General features: G+C 71.2%; 13 protein-coding genes. 7 read left to right on the plus strand and 6 right to left on the minus strand.

The features are described 5' to 3' along the window. Nucleotides 1-3: 3 nt before the first annotated feature. Both O0S08_RS39330 and O0S08_RS39335 read right to left on the minus strand, forming a co-directional pair. Nucleotides 4-4044 (minus strand): nSTAND1 domain-containing NTPase, encoded by a 4041-nt coding sequence (locus O0S08_RS39330; RefSeq protein WP_276082564.1) that lies wholly within the window; start codon nt 4042-4044, stop codon nt 4-6. 183 nt (nt 4045-4227) lie between these two features. Continuing rightward, the gene (locus O0S08_RS39335) at nt 4228-6630 is read right to left on the minus strand and encodes a hypothetical protein (RefSeq protein WP_269034620.1); all 2403 of its coding nucleotides are present in this window, start codon (nt 6628-6630) and stop codon (nt 4228-4230) included. 155 nt (nt 6631-6785) lie between these two features. Here O0S08_RS39335 and pip (O0S08_RS39340) point away from each other — a divergent pair, with 155 nt between their 5' ends. Together pip (O0S08_RS39340) and pip (O0S08_RS39345) are read left to right on the plus strand one after the other, a co-directional pair. After that, the gene (pip, locus tag O0S08_RS39340; RefSeq protein WP_269034621.1) at nt 6786-7751 is read left to right on the plus strand and encodes a prolyl aminopeptidase; all 966 of its coding nucleotides are present in this window, start codon (nt 6786-6788) and stop codon (nt 7749-7751) included. 38 nt (nt 7752-7789) lie between these two features. Continuing rightward, on the plus strand, nt 7790-8782 hold the full coding sequence (gene pip / locus O0S08_RS39345) for a prolyl aminopeptidase (protein WP_269034622.1): 993 nt from the start codon (nt 7790-7792) through the stop codon (nt 8780-8782). Between the two features lie 72 nt (nt 8783-8854). On the opposite strand, the gene O0S08_RS39350 is transcribed toward pip (O0S08_RS39345), so the two are convergent. From O0S08_RS39350 to O0S08_RS39365, 4 genes are read right to left on the minus strand one after another with little or no spacing between them, the layout of a single operon-like run. Next, complete coding sequence (locus O0S08_RS39350; RefSeq protein ID WP_269034623.1) at nt 8855-10090, minus strand: 2-hydroxychromene-2-carboxylate isomerase; 1236 nt, start codon at nt 10088-10090, stop codon at nt 8855-8857. A 1-nt stretch (nt 10091) separates the two neighbouring features. Beyond that, nucleotides 10092-11114, minus strand: a complete 1023-nt coding sequence (hemB, locus tag O0S08_RS39355; RefSeq protein ID WP_269034624.1) for a porphobilinogen synthase — start codon at nt 11112-11114, stop codon at nt 10092-10094. Nucleotides 11115-11118: 4 nt separating this feature from the next. Next, nucleotides 11119-11550: an HIT family protein gene (locus O0S08_RS39360; protein WP_269034625.1), complete on the minus strand. Its 432-nt coding sequence runs from the start codon at nt 11548-11550 to the stop codon at nt 11119-11121. Between the two features lie 10 nt (nt 11551-11560). Next, on the minus strand, nt 11561-12169 hold the full coding sequence (locus O0S08_RS39365; RefSeq protein ID WP_269034626.1) for a DNA-3-methyladenine glycosylase: 609 nt from the start codon (nt 12167-12169) through the stop codon (nt 11561-11563). A 158-nt stretch (nt 12170-12327) separates the two neighbouring features. Between O0S08_RS39365 and O0S08_RS39370 the strand changes: the two genes are divergently transcribed. The 5 genes from O0S08_RS39370 to O0S08_RS39390 all read left to right on the plus strand — a co-directional run bounded on the left by O0S08_RS39370 (nt 12328) and on the right by O0S08_RS39390 (nt 17446). Then, nucleotides 12328-12912, plus strand: coding sequence for a hypothetical protein (locus O0S08_RS39370; RefSeq protein WP_269034627.1), 585 nt, complete (start codon nt 12328-12330; stop codon nt 12910-12912). Nucleotides 12913-12941: 29 nt separating this feature from the next. After that, a complete protein-coding gene (locus tag O0S08_RS39375) occupies nt 12942-14315 on the plus strand; it encodes a flotillin family protein (protein WP_269034628.1) in 1374 nt (457 codons plus the stop codon). A gap of 2 nt (nt 14316-14317) precedes the next feature. Then, nucleotides 14318-15598, plus strand: a complete 1281-nt coding sequence (locus O0S08_RS39380) for a flotillin family protein (RefSeq protein ID WP_269034629.1) — start codon at nt 14318-14320, stop codon at nt 15596-15598. Nucleotides 15599-15824: 226 nt separating this feature from the next. After that, nucleotides 15825-16427: a TetR/AcrR family transcriptional regulator gene (locus tag O0S08_RS39385; protein ID WP_269034630.1), complete on the plus strand. Its 603-nt coding sequence runs from the start codon at nt 15825-15827 to the stop codon at nt 16425-16427. Beyond that, nucleotides 16424-17446: an efflux RND transporter periplasmic adaptor subunit gene (locus tag O0S08_RS39390; RefSeq protein WP_269034631.1), complete on the plus strand. Its 1023-nt coding sequence runs from the start codon at nt 16424-16426 to the stop codon at nt 17444-17446. The genes O0S08_RS39385 and O0S08_RS39390 overlap by 4 nt, the downstream gene beginning before the upstream one ends. The last annotated feature ends 1 nt before the right edge of the window (nt 17447 follow it).

A 17447-nucleotide genomic window follows, 5' to 3' on the forward strand; every position in this document is an offset into this window, starting at 1 on the left:
TTTTTATGAGCGCGTGAGCGGCCATGTCGCACATACGCGCAACCCGACCGTGCTGTGGCGGAAACTCGCAGCGATCTCGAACCGGTTGGGGACCCGGGCCGCGAACTCGTTGTAGTAGAAGGCGCCGCCGCGCGCATTCAATTGTTTGTGGTCGTAGGGCGACACGGTCAATTCGTAGGCGTTGCCGATCGTGTCATAGAGGCCGTAGGGGCTCACGGACTGGGGATACGAGCCGACCGGGTCGGGGCCGAAGGCCGGGCCCAAAAGACCATACGTCCTGTCGATATTGGCCTCGCTGGGCTCGAGGTGTTCGCCGATGGAGAATCTGCGATCGTCGGCCCCGCGGGCTGCACGCTCCCATTCGTGCTCATTGCAGAAGCGGGCGCCTGGGACCCGCCCTGATGCATTGAGCCAGGCGAAATACGCTGTTGCTTCCTCGGCGCCGATTCCCGTCACTGGCAGACGTTCCCATTCGACTCGGGCGCGCTGCGTCCTGCCCTCGTAGACCAGGGGCTCGCCGGTCCGCACGGTGTACACGCGCACGGTCTGATGCAGCTCGAGCTGCCAGCCGCCCTGCGGCAGCTCCGTGAGGCGCGCGCTGTCCGAGAGCACGCGGGCCGCGTTGATCGCCAGGATCGCCGCCCGCTCGCCGGCCGGCAGGGCCGACAGGAACTCGATGTAATCGGCCCACGTCACCTCGTGGCGGCCGATCACGTAGGCGCCGGTCTCCACGCGGTGCAGCGGCTCGGCGTTCATGCTCTGGCGCAGGTCGACGATGTCGCCGGTGCCGTACAGGAAGCGCCCCGCGGGCACGTAGACGAAGCCCGCGGGGACCGTGTCGGCCGGCGGCAGCACGACCGCGAAGTCGGCGACCTCCTCGCGGGCCAGCGTGATCGGCAGGGTCACCGGCGCGTAGCCGGCGAGCTCGAAGCGCAGGCGGTACGAGCCGCGGTCGAGCGGCCGCGCGGCCACCGGCGTCGTCCCGAGCTCCTCCGTCTTGTCGATGCGCGTGCGCTTCGGGTCGTAGCGCTCGAGCTGCACCCGCGCCCCCGGCGGGTGGCTCGTCGCGGTGAACAGCGCCGGCGCGTTCCACCGCTCGATCCGCCCCCCGTCCTCGTCGTAGAGCTTGAGGCGCTCGAGCAGGTCCTGGATCACGAACTCGCCGTGACCTGCCTGTTCGGCCAGCAGCGCGCGCTCCAGCAGCACCTCGCCGAGCCGCTCGCGGATGTCGTCGCGCCGGCCGTCGAGGCTGAGCGCCGTCTCGAGCTTCTGCGCCGAGCGGGCCAGCCGCAGCTCCGCCTCCGGCAGCGCCGCCTCGTAGCGGGTCCACAGCCCGTCGGCGTGGGCCGTCTTGCCGGCGTCGTAGGCCGCCAGCGCCTGCGTGCGCAGCTCCTCGGCGTCGGCGCGCGCCTTGCCGGAGACCGCCCGCTCCTGCTCGGCCGCGGTGACCTGCGCGTCGACCTTGAGCCGCAGGTCGCGCTGGCTCTTCAGCCACATCGCCCCGTACATCGAGATCGCGACCGCCGGCACCAGCACGATCGCCCCGCGCCGCATCGCCCGCACCCGCGCCGCCGCGGCCTTGCAGGCGGCGATGAAGTCGCGCTCCTTCGGCCGCAGCGACGCCGGGTCGAGCGCCATCACTTCTTGCAGCGGCGCGCCGCTCCACAGCGCGTCGCGGCCGCGGCCGAGCCGCTCCCACTCGGCGACCGCGAGCTCGAGGCGGTGACGCGTGGCCCGGCCGTCGCGCTCCTCCTCGAGCCAGGTGCTGAGCGTCGACCAGCCGCCGAGCAGCGCCTCGTGGGCGATCTCGAAGACAGCGTCGTCGTTGACCTCGCGGGCCACCACCAGGCGCGCGCGCACCAGGGCCTTGAGCGCCTCGGCGGCCGCGGGCGAGTCGGCCGTCAGCTCGTCTTCGGTCCGCACCGCGCGGGTGTCGTCGACGGTCACGAGGCGCATCAAGATCCGCCGCGCCGCCGCGCGCTGGGCCGGGATCAGCTCGGCCAGCACCGCGTCGCCGTGCCGCGCCAGCGCCCCGCTGACGCCGCCGACCTTCCGCAGGTCGGCGGGCGAGATGATGTTGGCCGCCTGGTCGCGGATCTCCCACAGCTCGGCCAGCGCGAACTGCAGCAGCGGCAGGCTGCCGCGCGCCGCGGCCTCGACCAGCTCGTCGACCAGCGTCGACGGCTCGAAGCGCACGCCCTTGACCTTGGCCGGGCCGACGATCGCCTCGCGCGCGCCCTCGGGCGACAGCGGGCGGAGGATGTAGATCGCCCGCGACAGCTCGTCGCCGATGCCGGGCACCTGGACCACGCGGGTCAGGAAGTCGCCGCGCACCGTCGCCATCACCCGCAGCCCGGGCAGCCCGGCGGCCAGCCGCGCCAGCAGCGGCCCGACGATCGCCACCTCCTGCGTCGCGCTCAGCGTCACCAGCTCCTCGAACTGGTCGATGACGAGCAGCCGCCCGCGCGCCTCGCCGAGCTGCTTGCGCAGCGCCCGGACCAGCTCGCCCGGGCTCTCGGCGATCAGCGCCGCGAGTGTCTCTTCGGACATGTCGAAGAGGACAGCCAGCGTCGAGATCAGCGTCTGCAGCGGATAGCGGCCCGGGGTCATCGCCGCCGAGGCCCACTGGCGGTGGTGGTCGAGGTTGCCCTCCTCGACCATCGGCACCACGCCGGCCTTGACGAGCGACGACTTGCCGACGCCCGAGTCGCCGGCGACGACCACCAGCGCGTCGGCGCGGAGGCGCTCGATGACGGCGCGGATCTCGACGCCGCGACCGAAGAACACCGCGCGGTGCTTCGACTCGAACGCCTGCAGGCCGCGGTACGGGTTGCCCTCGGGGATCACCAGCTCGCGGCCGCTCGGCTGCAGCGACTCGAGCGCGGCCAGCAGGTCGTCGGCCGAGCCGAAGCGCAGGAACGGGTCGCGCCGCAGGCAGCGATCGATGAGCCCGGCCAGGCGCGGGTCGCAGCGCGGCGCCTTCTCGATCAGCGGCCGCGGCTCGTACTCCTGCAGCCGCTCGGCCAGCTCCAGCGGCGTGCTCGCCTCGGTCGGCGGGCGGCCGGAGGCGAGGATGTACATCAGCACCCCGAGCGCGTAGACGTCGGACCGCCGCGACGCCGGCTCGGCGCGCCACAGCTCGGGCGCCATGTAGTGCGGCGTGCCGAGCAGCGTGCCGGCCTGGGTCAGCGACTCGGCGGTCACCGGGATGTCGGCGGCCGACAGCGCCGCGGCCGACAGCCCCGCGCTCGAGCGACCGGCCGAGTCGGCGTGGACGCGGGGCAGCGCCCCGCTGGCGCTGGCGTCGCGCAGCTTGATCGTCTCGGCCGCGCGGTCGATGCGGCCGACGTCGTTGCTGCGCAGCACCGCCGACGACGCCGCCTCGATCGCCTCCTCCTTGGCGGGTTCGGGGCGCACCGGGTCGAGCGCGGCCGGGTCCATCAGCTTGGCCAGGCTGAAGTCGAGCAGCTTGATCTCGCCGGTCTCGGCGAGGATCGCGTTGGCCAGCTTGATGTCGCGGTGGAGCACGCCGTGGCGGTGCGCCGCGGCCAGCCCGCGGCACAGGCCGATCGCCAGCTCCAGCACCTTGCGCGACGGCAGCGGCACCTGGATCTCGTTGAGGCTCTTGCCGCGGATGTACTCGGTGATGAGGTACGGGTGGCCCTCGAGCTGACCGACGCGGTAGATCGTCACCACGTTGGGGTGCTGGATGCGGGCCACCGCGCGGCCCTCGACCTGGAAGCGCTCGCGGTCGTCGGCGTCGGGCGCGACGTGGCCGACGAACTTCACCGCCACCGGCCGGTCGAGCACCGTGTCGTGGGCCAGGTAGACCCGGCCCATGCTGCCCTTGCCGAGCAGGCGGACCAGCTTGTACTCGTCGAAGGTGGGCGGGGGCTCCCACTCGTGGACCGGCATGTCGACGATCTTCGGGACCGCCCGCATCGACCGGGCGTGCACCGACGCCGAGGTGACCTGGCCCTTGGGACCTGGCCTCGGATCCACGTTCGGAATCGCGCCGGACGCGCCTGCGTCGTGATCGCTCACCGAAATCCCTCGGGGTTCCGGGACATCACCTTTAGCGTCGCACGGCCAGCGGGGGCACGGCAAGTCCGTGCGTATCCCACTTTGGACCTGCGCAGGCCTGCTCGCGACGGCGTCTTCCGCAGGGGTGCAGCTTTCTTCACCCCTGCAGATCCGTCAATTCGCGTAGTGCCGTCGGATCGATCGTCACGGCGTCGGAGCCGAGAGGTCGATGCTCTGCAGCGAGTCCTCGAGCTCGATCTTCTTCTCGAGTCGCTTCGACTGCAGCTCGACGATCGAGCGCCCGAGCTTGTCGGCATCGCGCGTGAACTCGTCGAGGCGCTTGTTCAGCTTGCCGCGCAGATCGCCCGCGGCCCCGTCTTTCTTGATCGCCTCGAGGTTCTGCCGCGTCTCGCTGGCGCGCTGGTCGAGCTCCGCCTGCTGGCGCGCGAACCCCTCGATCTCGGTGTCGATGCGGGCGATCTCCTGGCGCAGACGCACGAGCGGCTCGATCTTCTTGCGGGTCGCCGCGTCGAGGTTCGGCACGCGCAGCAGCGCGTCGAGCAGCTGCGGCACGCGGCCGTCCCAGATCGTGATCGTGTTGCGCGACGGCGTCTGCTCGACCACCTCGACCTTGCCCTCGGTCGCGTTGCCGGTGACCTTGATCGGCACGAGGTAGGCGTCGGGCAGCTCCTCGAGGCCGTCGATCTTCGACTTGAGCGCGTAGGGCCCGCCCTGCTTCGGGTGGCGGATCAGCACCGAGTAGCCCTTCGGGTCCGGTTGGCCCTTCACCGTCCACGTCGTCGCCACGCGCTGGAAGTTCTCGACCTCGATCACCCCGCGCACGATCTTGACGATGCGCATGTCGTCGCCGGTGTACTGCGCCTGCGACGACACCAGCAGCGACGGCTCGACCGCGAACGGGATCGTCGTGCTCGTCTGCGTCCCGACCGCCTCCGACAGGCCCTCGCCGACGAAGCTGCCGCCGGCGTAGATCGCGATCGGCCCGGGCTCGAGCACGAACGGCGTGGTGTTCTTGAAGCGGACCACGCGGTACGGGTTCTGCTCGTAGCCGGTGCCGGCGCCGCCCGGGCGGAACAGGAACGTCTGCTCGGCCGCCACGTCCTGGTTGACGATCGCCACCATCGTCGAGCTGCCGTCGGGCACCGTCACGCGGTCGTTGAGGTCGAAGCGGGTCAGGCCGCTGACGCTCTTGGCCCGCGCGCTCGCCTGCGTGCTGCGGCGCAGCGACTCCTGGTCCATCGCCGGCGGCGCCGCGGCCGTCTCCTCGGCCTTGGCCATCTCGCCGCCGCCGTAGCGCTCGTCCTCGAGGTCGTAGCTGCGGTTCGCGCTGACGGCCCCGGCGGTCTTCGTCGTCGCCTTCGGCTTCTGCATCGGCCGCTTGGCGTCCTTCTTCTCGGACTCGGTCATCCACCTGTCGGGCGCCGGGGGAGGCGGAGGCGCCGGCGCCGCCTGGCCCACCACGGCCCCTGCCGCGTCGGGGCAGCCGTCCTCGTCGGTGTAGCCGTTGAACGTCTCCGCGTTGTCGGGGCACTGGTCGAGCGAGTCGGGGATCGAGTCGCCGTCGCGGTCGCCGCCCGACTGGTACGACGTCTCGCCCATCGCCACCGCGGCCCGCTTCTGCACCCCGGCCTCGGTGAGGTCGGTGCGGCCGACAGTGCGCGGCGTGTGCAGGTCGTAGCGGAACGCGATCGGCGCGCCCGACGTCAAGCTCATCGACACCTTGCCCCAATCCTCGCCGCTGGTGTTGTCGACCACCGCCCACGCCTGCAGCAGCGCCGGCCCTTTCTCGCCGGGCTCGGGCAGGACCACCCGATAGGTCGGCTTCCACATCGGCGCCGCCGCCACGTAGCTGACCACCAGGTCGTGGCTGCTCGCGCCGGCCAGGCGGATCTCCACCGCCACCTGCTGGAACATCCCCTCGCCCGCGGTCGCGTCGAGCGTGCGGTGGAACTGCAGCGCCAGGTCGCCGTCCTGCAGCGTCACCCCGCGCACCTTCGACAGCCGCACCACCTCGAGCTGCTTGCCGTCCATCAGCGAGACCTTGTAGTCGCGCGCCCCGCCCTGCGGCGGCGGCACCCGCTCCGACGACGGCGGCGGCGTCGGGTCCGGCTCGTCGACGATCGCCTCGACCATCACGATGCGCCCGCGCAGCTTGCCCTGCGTCGTCTTCAACGTCACGTAGGTGCCGCGCAGCGCGTCGAGCACCTGCGCCAAACTACCTTGCCCCGGGGCCAGGGTCGAAAGGGCAGCATTGGCCCACGACTCGGGGTCGAGCGGCATCGACACGCTGACCGCCTGCCCGCTCTTGCGGTCGATCACCGTCAGGCTCTTCAGCAGGTCGTTGACCTGGTCCTTGCGGACCTTGATCACCAGCGCGTCGCCCTTGACCTCGCCGCGGCGCTCGAAGTAGCCGATCCCGTTGCGGTAGAGGACCACGCGGTCGAGCCCGAGCGAGCTCTCGGTGGCGGCGTAAGGGTTGCGGCCGTGGGCGCAGCCGATGAGAAGGAGGGCGACGAGGGCGGACGAGGCGAGCCTGGACACGTGCGAGGGATCTCCTGCGAGGTCGATGCTAACGCCGCGAGTCATCTCCCTCTTACTTGCCCGGGCGCCCGCCGAACCCCGCCGGAGGCGCGCGTTCGGCCGCTGCGCGGTTTTGCCCGCGGATGCCGCAGCAAATGCCGCGAGTCGGTCGCACGCGGCGCCTATGGACGCCTTGATCGCGCTTTGCCAAGCTCGCGCCGATGGCCCCCCCACGAAGGCGCACGCTCTACCCGGAGATCGAGCCCTACAACGCCGGCTTCTTGCAGGTCAGCGGGCTGCACCGCGTGTACTTCGAGGAGTCGGGCAACCCCGACGGCAAGCCGGCGGTGTTCCTCCACGGCGGACCAGGCGGCGGCACCGTCCCCGATCAGCGGCGGTTCTTCGACCCCGAGCGCTACCGGATCGTCCTGTTCGACCAGCGCGGCTGCGGCAAGAGCACCCCGCACGCCGAGCTGCAGGACAACACCACCTGGGACCTCGTCGCCGACATCGAGCGCGTGCGCGAGCACCTCAACGTCCAGCGCTGGTTGGTGTTCGGCGGCTCGTGGGGCAGCACCCTCGCCCTCGCCTACGCGCAGAAGCACCCGCGACGGGTCACCGAGCTGGTGCTGCGGGGGATCTTCCTCCTCCGCCGCAGCGAGCTGCGGTGGTTCTACCAGGACGGCGCCAGCGCCCTGTTCCCCGACGCGTGGGAGCGGTTCCTCGCCCCGATCCCCGCGGCCGAGCGCGGCGACCTGATGAAGGCCTACCACCGCCGGCTCACCAGCGAGGACGCCGCCGTCCGCCTCGAGGCCGCCCGCGCGTGGAGCGTGTGGGAGGCCAGCACCAGCTACCTGCACGTCAACTCGGAGCAGATCGAGCGCGCCGGCGAGGACGAGTTCAGCCTCGCGTTCGCCCGCATCGAGGCCCACTACTTCGTCCACCGCGGCTTCCTCGAGCGCGACAACCAGCTGATCGAGAACGTCCCGCGGATCCGCAACATCCCGGCCGTCATCGTCCAGGGCCGCTACGACGTCGTCTGCCCGCCCCAGAGCGCCTGGGACCTCCACCGCGCCTGGCCCGAGGCCGAGCTGCGGATCGTCGACGACGCCGGCCACTCCGCCTTCGAGCCCGGCATCCTCCACGAGCTCGTGTCCGCCACCGACCGCTTCGCCGAGCACACCTGACCGTTCCGACCTGTCCATAAGAACCTGGGCTTTTCGTCATGACCGTTCGACCAGCTCACTCCGCCCCGCACCGTCAGGACCCGCTGTCGGGCCTGTATCCGCCGATCGACCCGTTCCACTTCGGCCGGCTGCAGGTGCCGGGCGGGCACGACCTCTACTTCGAGCAGTCGGGCAACCGGGCCGGCAAGCCGGTGGTGTTCCTGCACGGCGGGCCGGGCGGCGGCACCGACCCCAAGCACCGGCGCTTCTTCGACCCGGCGCGCTACCGCATCATCCTGTTCGACCAGCGCGGCTGCGGCCAGAGCGAGCCGTTCGCCTCGCTGGACGACAACACCACCTGGGACCTGGTCGACGACATCGAGCGCCTGCGCGAGCACCTCGGCGTCGACCGCTGGCAGGTGTTCGGCGGCTCGTGGGGCAGCACCCTCGGGGTCGCCTACGCCGAGGCCCACCCGCACCGGGTCACCGAGCTGGTGCTGCGTGGGATCTTCATGTTCACCCGCCGCGAGTCCGAGTGGTTCTACGGCCGCGGCACCCGCACCCTGTTCCCCGACGCCTGGGAGGCCTTCGTCGCCCCGATCCCCGAGGCCGAGCGCGGCGACCTGATCGGCGCCTACTACCGCCGCCTCACCTCGACCGACCCGCGCGCCCGCGTCGAGGCCGCGCGCGCGTGGAGCCTGTGGGAGAGCCGCGTCGCCACCCTGCACCCCGACCCCGACGTCGAGATGCACTGCGACAACACCGACTTCACCCTCGCCTTCTCGCGCATCGAGTGCCACTACTTCGTCCACAAGGGTTTCTTGAGCAGCGAGACCCAGCTGCTCGACGACGCGCCGAAGATCCAGCACATCCCGACGACGATCGTTCACGGCCGCTACGACGTGATCTGCCCGCTCGAGAACGCCTGGGCCCTGCACAAGCGGCTGCCCCGCTCGGAGCTGGTGATCGTCCCCGACGCCGGCCACTCCGCCTTCGAGGCCGGCATCGCCCTCAGCCTCCGCCGCGCCACCGACCGCTACGCCCACCTGTGAGGTCGTAGCCTCTCGGGGCATGTTTGCAGGGGCATGTCCTCACGGACATGCCCCTTCGAACATGTCTGAAAATCACATCGCCGAGACGTCGCCGCCGGCCGCCGCGGCCGCCAGAGTCAGGCGGTCGGCGCCCCAGTACAGCTGGGGCCCGCGCTCGGCCGTCTGGACCACGAAGGTCGGCACCCCGAACACCCCGGCCGCCTCGGCCTCCGCGGTACTCGTCACCAGCGCTTGCTTGATCTCCGGCGTCTCCGCTCTGGCCACCAGCGCCGCCCCGTCGAGCCCGACCGAGTCGGCGATCGCCGCCACCACCGCGGGGTCGCTGATGTCGCGGTCCTCGGCCCACAGCGCCGTCGCCAGCGCGCGCGCCAGCGCCGGCGGCGAACCGGCGGCCAGAGTGACCCGCAGCGGCAGGACAGTGCGGATCGGGAAGCGCGCCGGGAACTTGAACGGCAGCCCTGCGCGCTCCGCCTGACGGTCGAGGTCCTGCATCGTGTGGCGCCGCTTCTCCGGGCTCTGCACGAACAGCGGCACGTCCGGCGTGCCGATGTTGCGGAACAGGCCGCCGAGCAGGATCGGCCGCCAGCGCACCTGCGGGCCCAGCTCCGCCGCGCGCAGGATCGCCAGGTAGGCGAACGGGCTCGAGTAGTCGAAGTAGAAATCGACCGGCGCAGTCGGCGACGGCACGGTCGTCGGTGGAGCGCCGCCGAGCGCCGCCTCGACCATGTCCGCGCGGTCCTGACCCCAGAACAGCTGATCGCCGACGAAGTAGGTCGGCACGCCGAAGACCCCGCGCGCCACCGCCTCGTCGGTGCGGCGGCGCAGCTCGTCCTTGATCGCCTGCGACTCGGCGCGGGCGAGGATCTCCGCCGCGTCGAGCTCGACCTCCGTGAGCGCCCGCGTCAGCACCGCACGATCGGCGATGTCGGCGTTCTCGTCCCAGTAGGCGCGGTAGATGCGATGAATCAGCGGCAGCGTGTGGTGGGCCAGCGGCAGCGACAGCCCGGCCGCCAGCACGCAGCGCAGCGCCTCGACCGTGCGCATCGGGTGGTTCGGCGGCATGCGCAGCGGCACGCCCACGCGCTGGGCCTGGCGCCGCATGTCGTCGAGGTTGTGGCGGGCCCTGGCCGGGTTGAGCGTCGCCGCCAGGTTCTGCGGCGTCCCGCGGGCCTTGAACACCCCGCCGAGCAGCATCGGCCGCAGGTCGAGCTCGGCGCCTGTCCTTTGGGCCAGCTGCTCGACCTGGGTCGACGCCACGTAGGCGAACGGGCACGAAAAGTCGAACCAGAACTCGAGCCGCGCCGCCATCTTACTTCCTCGCGCCCGTCAGCCACTCCGCCGCCTGGCGCGCGAAGTAGGTGAAGATCACGTCGGCGCCGGCGCGGCGGATGCCGAGCAGGCTCTCGAGCACCACCCGCTTCTCGTCGAGCCAGCCGCGCTCGCTGGCCGCCTTGAGCATCGCGTACTCGCCGCTGACCTGGTAGGCCGCGAGCGGCAGGTTGGTGGCGCGGCGCAGCGCCGCGAGGATGTCGAGGTAGGGCCCGGCCGGCTTGACCATCAGGATGTCGGCGCCCTCGACCTCGTCGAGCTCGGCCTCGCGCAGCGCCTCGCGGGCGTTGGCCGGGTCCATCTGGTAGGTCTTCTTGTCGCCGCTCTTGGGGGCCGAGTCGAGCGCGTCGCGGAACGGCCCGTAGAACGCCGAGGCGTACTTGGCAGTGTAGGCGAGGATCGACACGTCGATGAAGTCCTCGCCGTCGAGCGCCTCGCGCAGCGCCTGCACGCGGCCGTCCATCATGTCCGACGGCGCGACGATGTCGGCCCCCGCGCGGGCCTGGCACAGCGCCTGGTTGCACAGCGCCGCCACCGTCTCGTCGTTCAAGATCCGCCCGTCCGGCGCGACGATCCCGTCGTGGCCGTCGCTGTTGTACGGATCGAGCGCGACGTCGGTGACGATCACCAGGTCGGGCCAGCGGTCCTTCAGCGCCTTGATCGTCTCGGGGATCAATCCATTCGGGTTCCACGCCTCGCGGCCGTCGGACGTCTTGAGCGACTCGGCCACCGCCGGGAACAGGGCGACGAGGTTCACCCCGACCGCGCGCGCGGCCTCGACCTCGGCCAGCAGACCGCGGCGCGACAGCCGGGCGCAGCCGGGCATCGACGCGATCGGCACGTCGTCGTCGCCGGCGTGGATGAACAGCGGGTAGATGAAGTGCTCCGGCGCCAGCGTGGTCTCGCGCACGAACGCGCGGATGGCCGGGTGCTTGCGGTTGCGCCGCGGTCGTTGCAGCAGGTTGAGCGGGTCGAGCGTCATCGTATCTGTCCTCCGTGACATGTCCTCAGATACACCAGTCGCCAGCGCCCTCGGGCGCCAGCTTGGCGAGCGCCTGGCGCAGCTTGTCGGCCGCCTCGTCGAGCGCGGCCGCGCTGGCGCGGTGGTCGGCGTTGGCGAAGTCGAGGTCGTGCGGCCCGTCGATCGGGACCACGTGGAGGTGCACGTGGGGCACCTCGAGGCCGGCGATCATCAGGCCGACGCGGGTCGGCGCGAACGCCAGCATCTGCCCGCGGCCGATCGCCTGCGCGACCGTCGTCAGGTGGGCCGCGAGGTCGGCGTCGAGGTCGAGCCAGTGGTCGACCTCCTGCTTGGGCACCACCAGAGTGTGGCCGGGGCGCAGCGGCGCGATCGACAGGAATGCGGCGCAGCGGTCGTCCTGGTACACGAAGCGACCGGGCAGCTCGCCGTTGATGATCCGGGTGAACACGGACGGCATTGCGGGGATGCTACACCGGTCGGAGGCCCTTCGGCGCGCTGACCCACTTCGTCCCGGCCACGGCCAGGCGCCACGGCGCGTCACGGTCGTCCGGCGCGGCGAAGTCGATGCCGACGCGCGGCCCGGCGAGGATCTCGCCGACCGGCGGGGCGTCGAGCGCCTCGAGCCCGCCGGGCTCGGTGACCGGGTGGTGCGACCACGACGTGTCGAGCTGCAGCGCCTGGCCGATCTTGCCCGGCCCGGTGAGCAGCGTCGGCCCCGACGCCCCGCCCCGGCGGCGCTGGATCTCCGTCAGGCCCAGCACCGGCTCGGCCGAGCGGATCAGCACCGCCGCCCCCTCGCCCTCTTTGTTGGTCGAGAGGTTGAGCATGTTGTGGATGCCGTAGCAGAGGTACACGTACGCGCGCCCCGGCGGGCCCCACATCGCCGCGTTGCGCTCGGTCAGGCCGAAGCGGCAGTGGTTCGCGCTGTCGTTCGGGTGGCGGTAGGCCTCGACCTCGGTGATCCGCACGATCACGCCGTCGCGCCGCAGCAGCTTGCCGAGCAGGTCGCGCGCCACCGCGAGCGCGTCGCGGGCGAAAAAAGAACGCGGCAAAATCCGGTATTCGTCGGCGGCCATGTGGCTCCAGCGCCAGTGGCTGGCTCACAAACAGCCTAGCGTCGATCCTGCCGCGGGCGTACGCCGTTATTCGCGAACATTCACGCTCCTGGGGCCGAACGGGCGGCTACGGCGCGCATCGGCCCGGTCGGCGTGGCATAATATTCGCCCTCTCGGCGATGCTGATCTACCTCTACCTGTTCGCGTTCGGGCTCGGCGGCGTCCTCCTTCTCGGCTCGATCTTCATCGGCGGCAAGGACACCGGGGGCGACGGCGGCGACGGCGACGCGAGCACCTCGGCGCAACACTTCGACCACGGCGTCGTCGAGGCCCACGGCGCGCTCCCGGGTCTGTTCACCGCCTTCCTCTCGCTGCGCTTCTGGATGTTCTTCCTCGCCTTCTTCGGCCTCACCGGCCTCGTGCTCGACGGCCTCGACCTCGTCGACAGCCCGAGCGTCGCCCTCGTCGCCGCGCTCGGCATGGGCCTCTTCACCGGCCAGGGCACCGTGGCCGTGTTCCGCAGCCTCTCGCACAGCGAGACCAGCACGGCCGCCAGCGCCGCCGACTACATCGGCCGCAGCGGCCGCGTGATGGTCGGCTTCGCCGCCGGCGACCTCGGCAAGGTGCGGCTCACGCTCAAGGGCACCACCGTCGACGTCCTGGCCACCACGGAGGAGGAGCGCGGCTTCGCCTCCGGCGAGGAGGCCCTCGTCATCGCCATGAACGACACCACCGCCGTCGTCGCCCGCGCCCCGGGCGTCTGACCGCGGCCAACCTGCCACCGGAGGATCGAGTGAATCCGTCTCTCACGTACCTGGCCTTCGCGCCAGCTCTGGAATCCACCTTCGAAGCGCTGACCAATAACCGCGCCGGGCTGGTGCTCGTCGGCGGGCTCGGCATCGGCCTCGGCGTGCTGCTGTTACTGCTGCTGGTCAAGAACTTCCTCCACATCTGTCACCCCAACGAGGCGCTGATCTTCACCGGCCGCAAGCGGATGAAGGACGGCGTCGACCTCGGCCCGCTGGTGGTCCTCGGCCGCGGCGTCGTCGGTCAGGCGCCCGAGTACCACGGCTGCGGCAAGGGCAGAGGCTGGCGGCTCCCCGTGCTCGAGGTCGTCGACCGCCTCGACATGTCGGCGATGTCGATCGACGTCTACGTGCAGAACGCCTACTCCGCCGGCAACATCCCGCTCAAGATCCACGCGATCGCCAACGTCAAGATCAGCCCCGACCCGCGGCTGATCCGCAACGCGATCGAGCGGTTCCTCGGCCGCTCCCCCAACGAGATCCAGCAGGTCGCCCGCCAGACCCTCGAGGGCGCGCTGCGCGAGGTGCTGGCGCAGATGACCCCCGAGGCGGTCAACCACGACCGGCTCGAGTTCGCCAACAACCTGGCCAAGAGCGCCCAGGACGACCTCGACAAGCTCGGCCTGCAGCTCGACACCCTCAAGATCCAGCACGTGGCCGACGAGACAGGTTACCTCGACTCGCTGGGCCGGCCGCAGATCGCCGCGGTCCTGCGCGACGCCGAGAAGGCCGAGAGCCAGGCCCAGCAGGAGATCTCCGAGGCCCAGGCGCAGGCCAACCAGCGCGCCGAGGTGGCCAAGGCCGCCGCCGAGACCGCGATCCTGGTCAAGCGCAACGAGCTGTCCAAGATCCGCGCCGAGCTCGAGGGCCGCGCCTCTGCGGTCGAGCGCGAGGCCGAGGCCGCCGCCAAGACCGCGCGCGCCGCCGCCGAGCAGGAGCTGCAGAGCGTGCGCAGCGACCTCGAACAGAAGCGCCTCATGGCCGAGGTCATCATCCCCGCCGAGGTCGACCGGGCCGCGCGGCTCTTGCTGGCCAAGGGCGACGCCGCGCCGACGATCGAGAACGGCGCCGCGGTGGCCGAGGTCCTGCGGCTGACCAGCGAGGCGTGGCAGACCATGGGCCCGCAGGCCCGCGAGATCTACGTCATCCAGCACCTCGAGGAGCTGCTGTCGGCGGTGCTCCAGCCGATCGAGAAGCTCAAGATCCGTGAGGTCGCCGCGCTCGACCCGGGCGACGGCAGCGCGATCTCCAGCTACGCCGCCTCCTACCCGCGCGCAGTCGCCTCGGTGCTCAGCGCCCTGCGCGAGACCACCGGCGTCGACGTGCCCGCAATCCTGTCCGGAAAGGCAGGTGCCCAGTGACCATGGAACTGCTGCTCGCCCTGCTCGGCATCGTCGCCATCTTTGTCGTCGCGCTCACCCTCCTCATCAAGAACGTCTTCTACGTCTGCCAGCCGAACGAGGTGCTGATCTTCAGCGGCCGCAAGCGCAAGACCGAGGACGGCAAGCTGTTCGGGTACAAGATCATCCGCGGCGGCCGGGCCATCCGGATCCCGCTGTTCGAGACGGTCGACCGCATGGACCTGACGAACATGATCATCGAGGTCCAGGTCAAGAACGCCTACTCGCGCGGCGGCATCCCGCTCAACATCCAGGGCGTCGCCAACATCAAGGTGCCGGGCGAGGAGCCGCTGCTCAACAACACCGTCGAGCGGTTCCTCGGCCGCTCGCGCGACTCGATCATGAAGACCGCGCGCGAGACCCTCGAGGGCAACCTGCGCGGCGTGCTGGCGACCATGACGCCGGAGCAGGTCAACACCGACAAGGAGACCTTCGCCCAGCGCCTGGCCGCCGAGGCCGAGCACGACCTCAACAAGCTCGGCCTCGTGCTCGACACCTTGAAGATCCAGAACGTCAGCGACGAGGTCGGCTACCTCGACGCCATGGGCCGCCAGCGGGCCGCCGCGATCCGCCGCGACGCGCTCATCGCCGAGGCCGTCAGCCAGGCCCAGGCCACCGAGCAGCGGTGGACCAACACCCGCAACGCCGAGCTCACCACCCTCGAGGCGCAGACCCAGATCGCCCTCAAGGAGAACGAGCGCCGGATCGCCGACGCCCAGACCCGCCGCGCCGCCCTCATCGCCCAGCAGCAGGGCGAGGTCGAGGCCCTCATCGCCCAGGCCCGCGCCGAGGTCGGCATGCAGGACGCCCGCATCGAGCAGGTGCGCCGCCAGCTGCAGGCCGACATCCTCGCGCCCGCCGACGCCGCCCGCCGCAAGGCCGAGGAGGACGCCAAGGGCCACGCGGCGCGGATCATCGAGCAGGGCCGCGCCACCGCCCAGGTGCTGGCGCAGATCGCCGCCACCTACAACAAGGGCGGCGCCGCGGCCCGCGACGTCCTGCTCATGCAGAAGCTGGTCCCGCTGTTCCACAGCCTGGCCGGCACGATCGGCGAGCTCAAGATCGACCGCCTGACGATCCTGCCCAAGGGGACAGGTACCGAAGGACAGCCCCTCGGCGCCCGCCTGGTCGACGCCTCGGAGCAGATCAAGGCCGCCACCGGCATCGACGTGCCGAAGTCCCTGCGGGACGCCCTGGGAGATCTGCGGCCGCAGAAGTCTCCGCCGCTCCCACGCACGACCTGAATTTCGATTCAAGTCCGTGAACCAGCGCCAGCGCTCGCTCATGCAGCGGCCTGGCGCTGAGTTTTTGTGCCAATCGACAAGACAGCGAAACTCGGCCCGTTTCGCGAGCGATACTGATCTCACCTTGACATGAATCTTCGTTCACGCCAATGAACCCCCGGTGTCGCGCAGGGTCGATGGGCGAGACGGTGAGCCGCGCAATTCGCGTGGTGCGCGAGTCCGCGAGGTGGTACGGACGGAGACACGCGCTGCGTACCGCGAGGCGATCCTCGACGCGGCCACGCGGGTGTTCGGGCGGCTCGGATTCCAGGACGCGAAGATGGCCGACATCGCCGCCGAAGCAGGCGTGGCCGCGGGCACCGTCTACAACTACTTCAAGAACAAGGAAGAGGTGTTCCGCTCGATCCTGCAGCGGACGCACGAGCTGGTGTACCAGCGGATCCTGGTCCACCAGCAGCTCGAGGACCCGCTCGAGCGCATGCGGGCCTCGACGCGCGAGGCGTTCGACTTCCTCGAGGAGCACGGCGCCCTGTTCCTGCTCTACGTCTCGATCGGCGGCGGCTTCGACTGGGCCCAGAAGCGCATCGAGCAGGCGCTGATGAACGAGAACCACGCCCGCTACCTCGCGCTCAGCCACGCCACCCTGCGCGACGCCGCCGCGCGCGGGCAGATCCGCAACGACCTCACGGTCGAGCAGCTGGCGGTGTTCCTCAGCGGCCTGACCGACGCGACGATCTTCTCCTGGGTGCGAGCCGGCTGTCCCCCCGGCCTCCGCACGCAAGCCGACCCCCTGATCGACTTCTTCCTCAACGGCGCGAGAGCCCCATGACCGCACGCCCCCGAATCGTCCCCCTCGTCCTCGCCGGCCTCCTCGTCGCCGCGTGCGACAGCAAGGAAGCCGAGAAGCCCTCGCTGCCGGCGCAGGCCGCCGCGCCGACCATCCCGGTCCCGAGCAACAAGGGCCCCGGGCCGCAGCCCGGCGCCAAGGTCGGCGCGCGCGACCTCTCGATCGAGCGCTACGTCGGCACCGCGCTGCCCAAGCAGGAGGCCGAGCTCGGCCCGCGCATGAGCGGCACGCTCGCCAGCGTCGACGTCGAGGAGGGGCAGATGGTCAAGAAGGGCCAGGTGCTGTTCCGCCTCGACGCGCGCTCGACCCGGCTCGGCGTCAGCCAGGCCGAGACCGGCCTGCAGGGCGCGCAGATCGCCCGCGACAACGCCAAGCGCGAGCTCGAGCGGCAGCAGCAGCTGGCCGCCAAGGGCACCGTCGCCGCGGCCGTGCTCGAGCGGGCCGAGTCGGCCTTCAACAGCGCCGAGAACAACGTCAGCCAGGCCGGGGTCGCGCTGTCGATGGCCCGCCGCGGCACCGCCGACTCGGCCGTCGTCTCGCCGATCGACGGCCTCGTCGCCCACAAGTTCAAGGACGTCGGCGAGACGGTGACGATGATGCCGCCGACCATCGTCGTCGTGATCCAGGACCAATCTGTCCTCGAGGTCAGGGCGCGGATCCCCGAGGCCGCGCTGCGGCTCGTCCACGTCGGCGACCAGGTCTCCGCTCACTTCACCGCGCTGGCCGTCTCGCGCGAGGCCAAGGTCGTGCGCGTCCAGCCGACCGTCGACGCCGCCACGCGCACGATCGAGATCGTCACCGACGTCGACAACAAGGACGGCGCGCTGCGCCCCGGCATGTACGTCGAGATCGAGCTGCGCCCGCCGCTCGCCTCGGTGCTGCCCGGCGCCGAGGGTGAAAAGCCCGAGGCCGCGCCCGACGCCAAGGCCGAGGTGGCCAAGGCGAGCCCGAGCAAGAAAGCCCCGAGCGACCCCCCGCCGCCGTCTGCCGGCACCCACTGAG

The organism is Nannocystis punicea, assembly GCF_026965555.1.
Lineage (GTDB): Bacteria > Myxococcota_A > Polyangia > Nannocystales > Nannocystaceae > Nannocystis > Nannocystis punicea.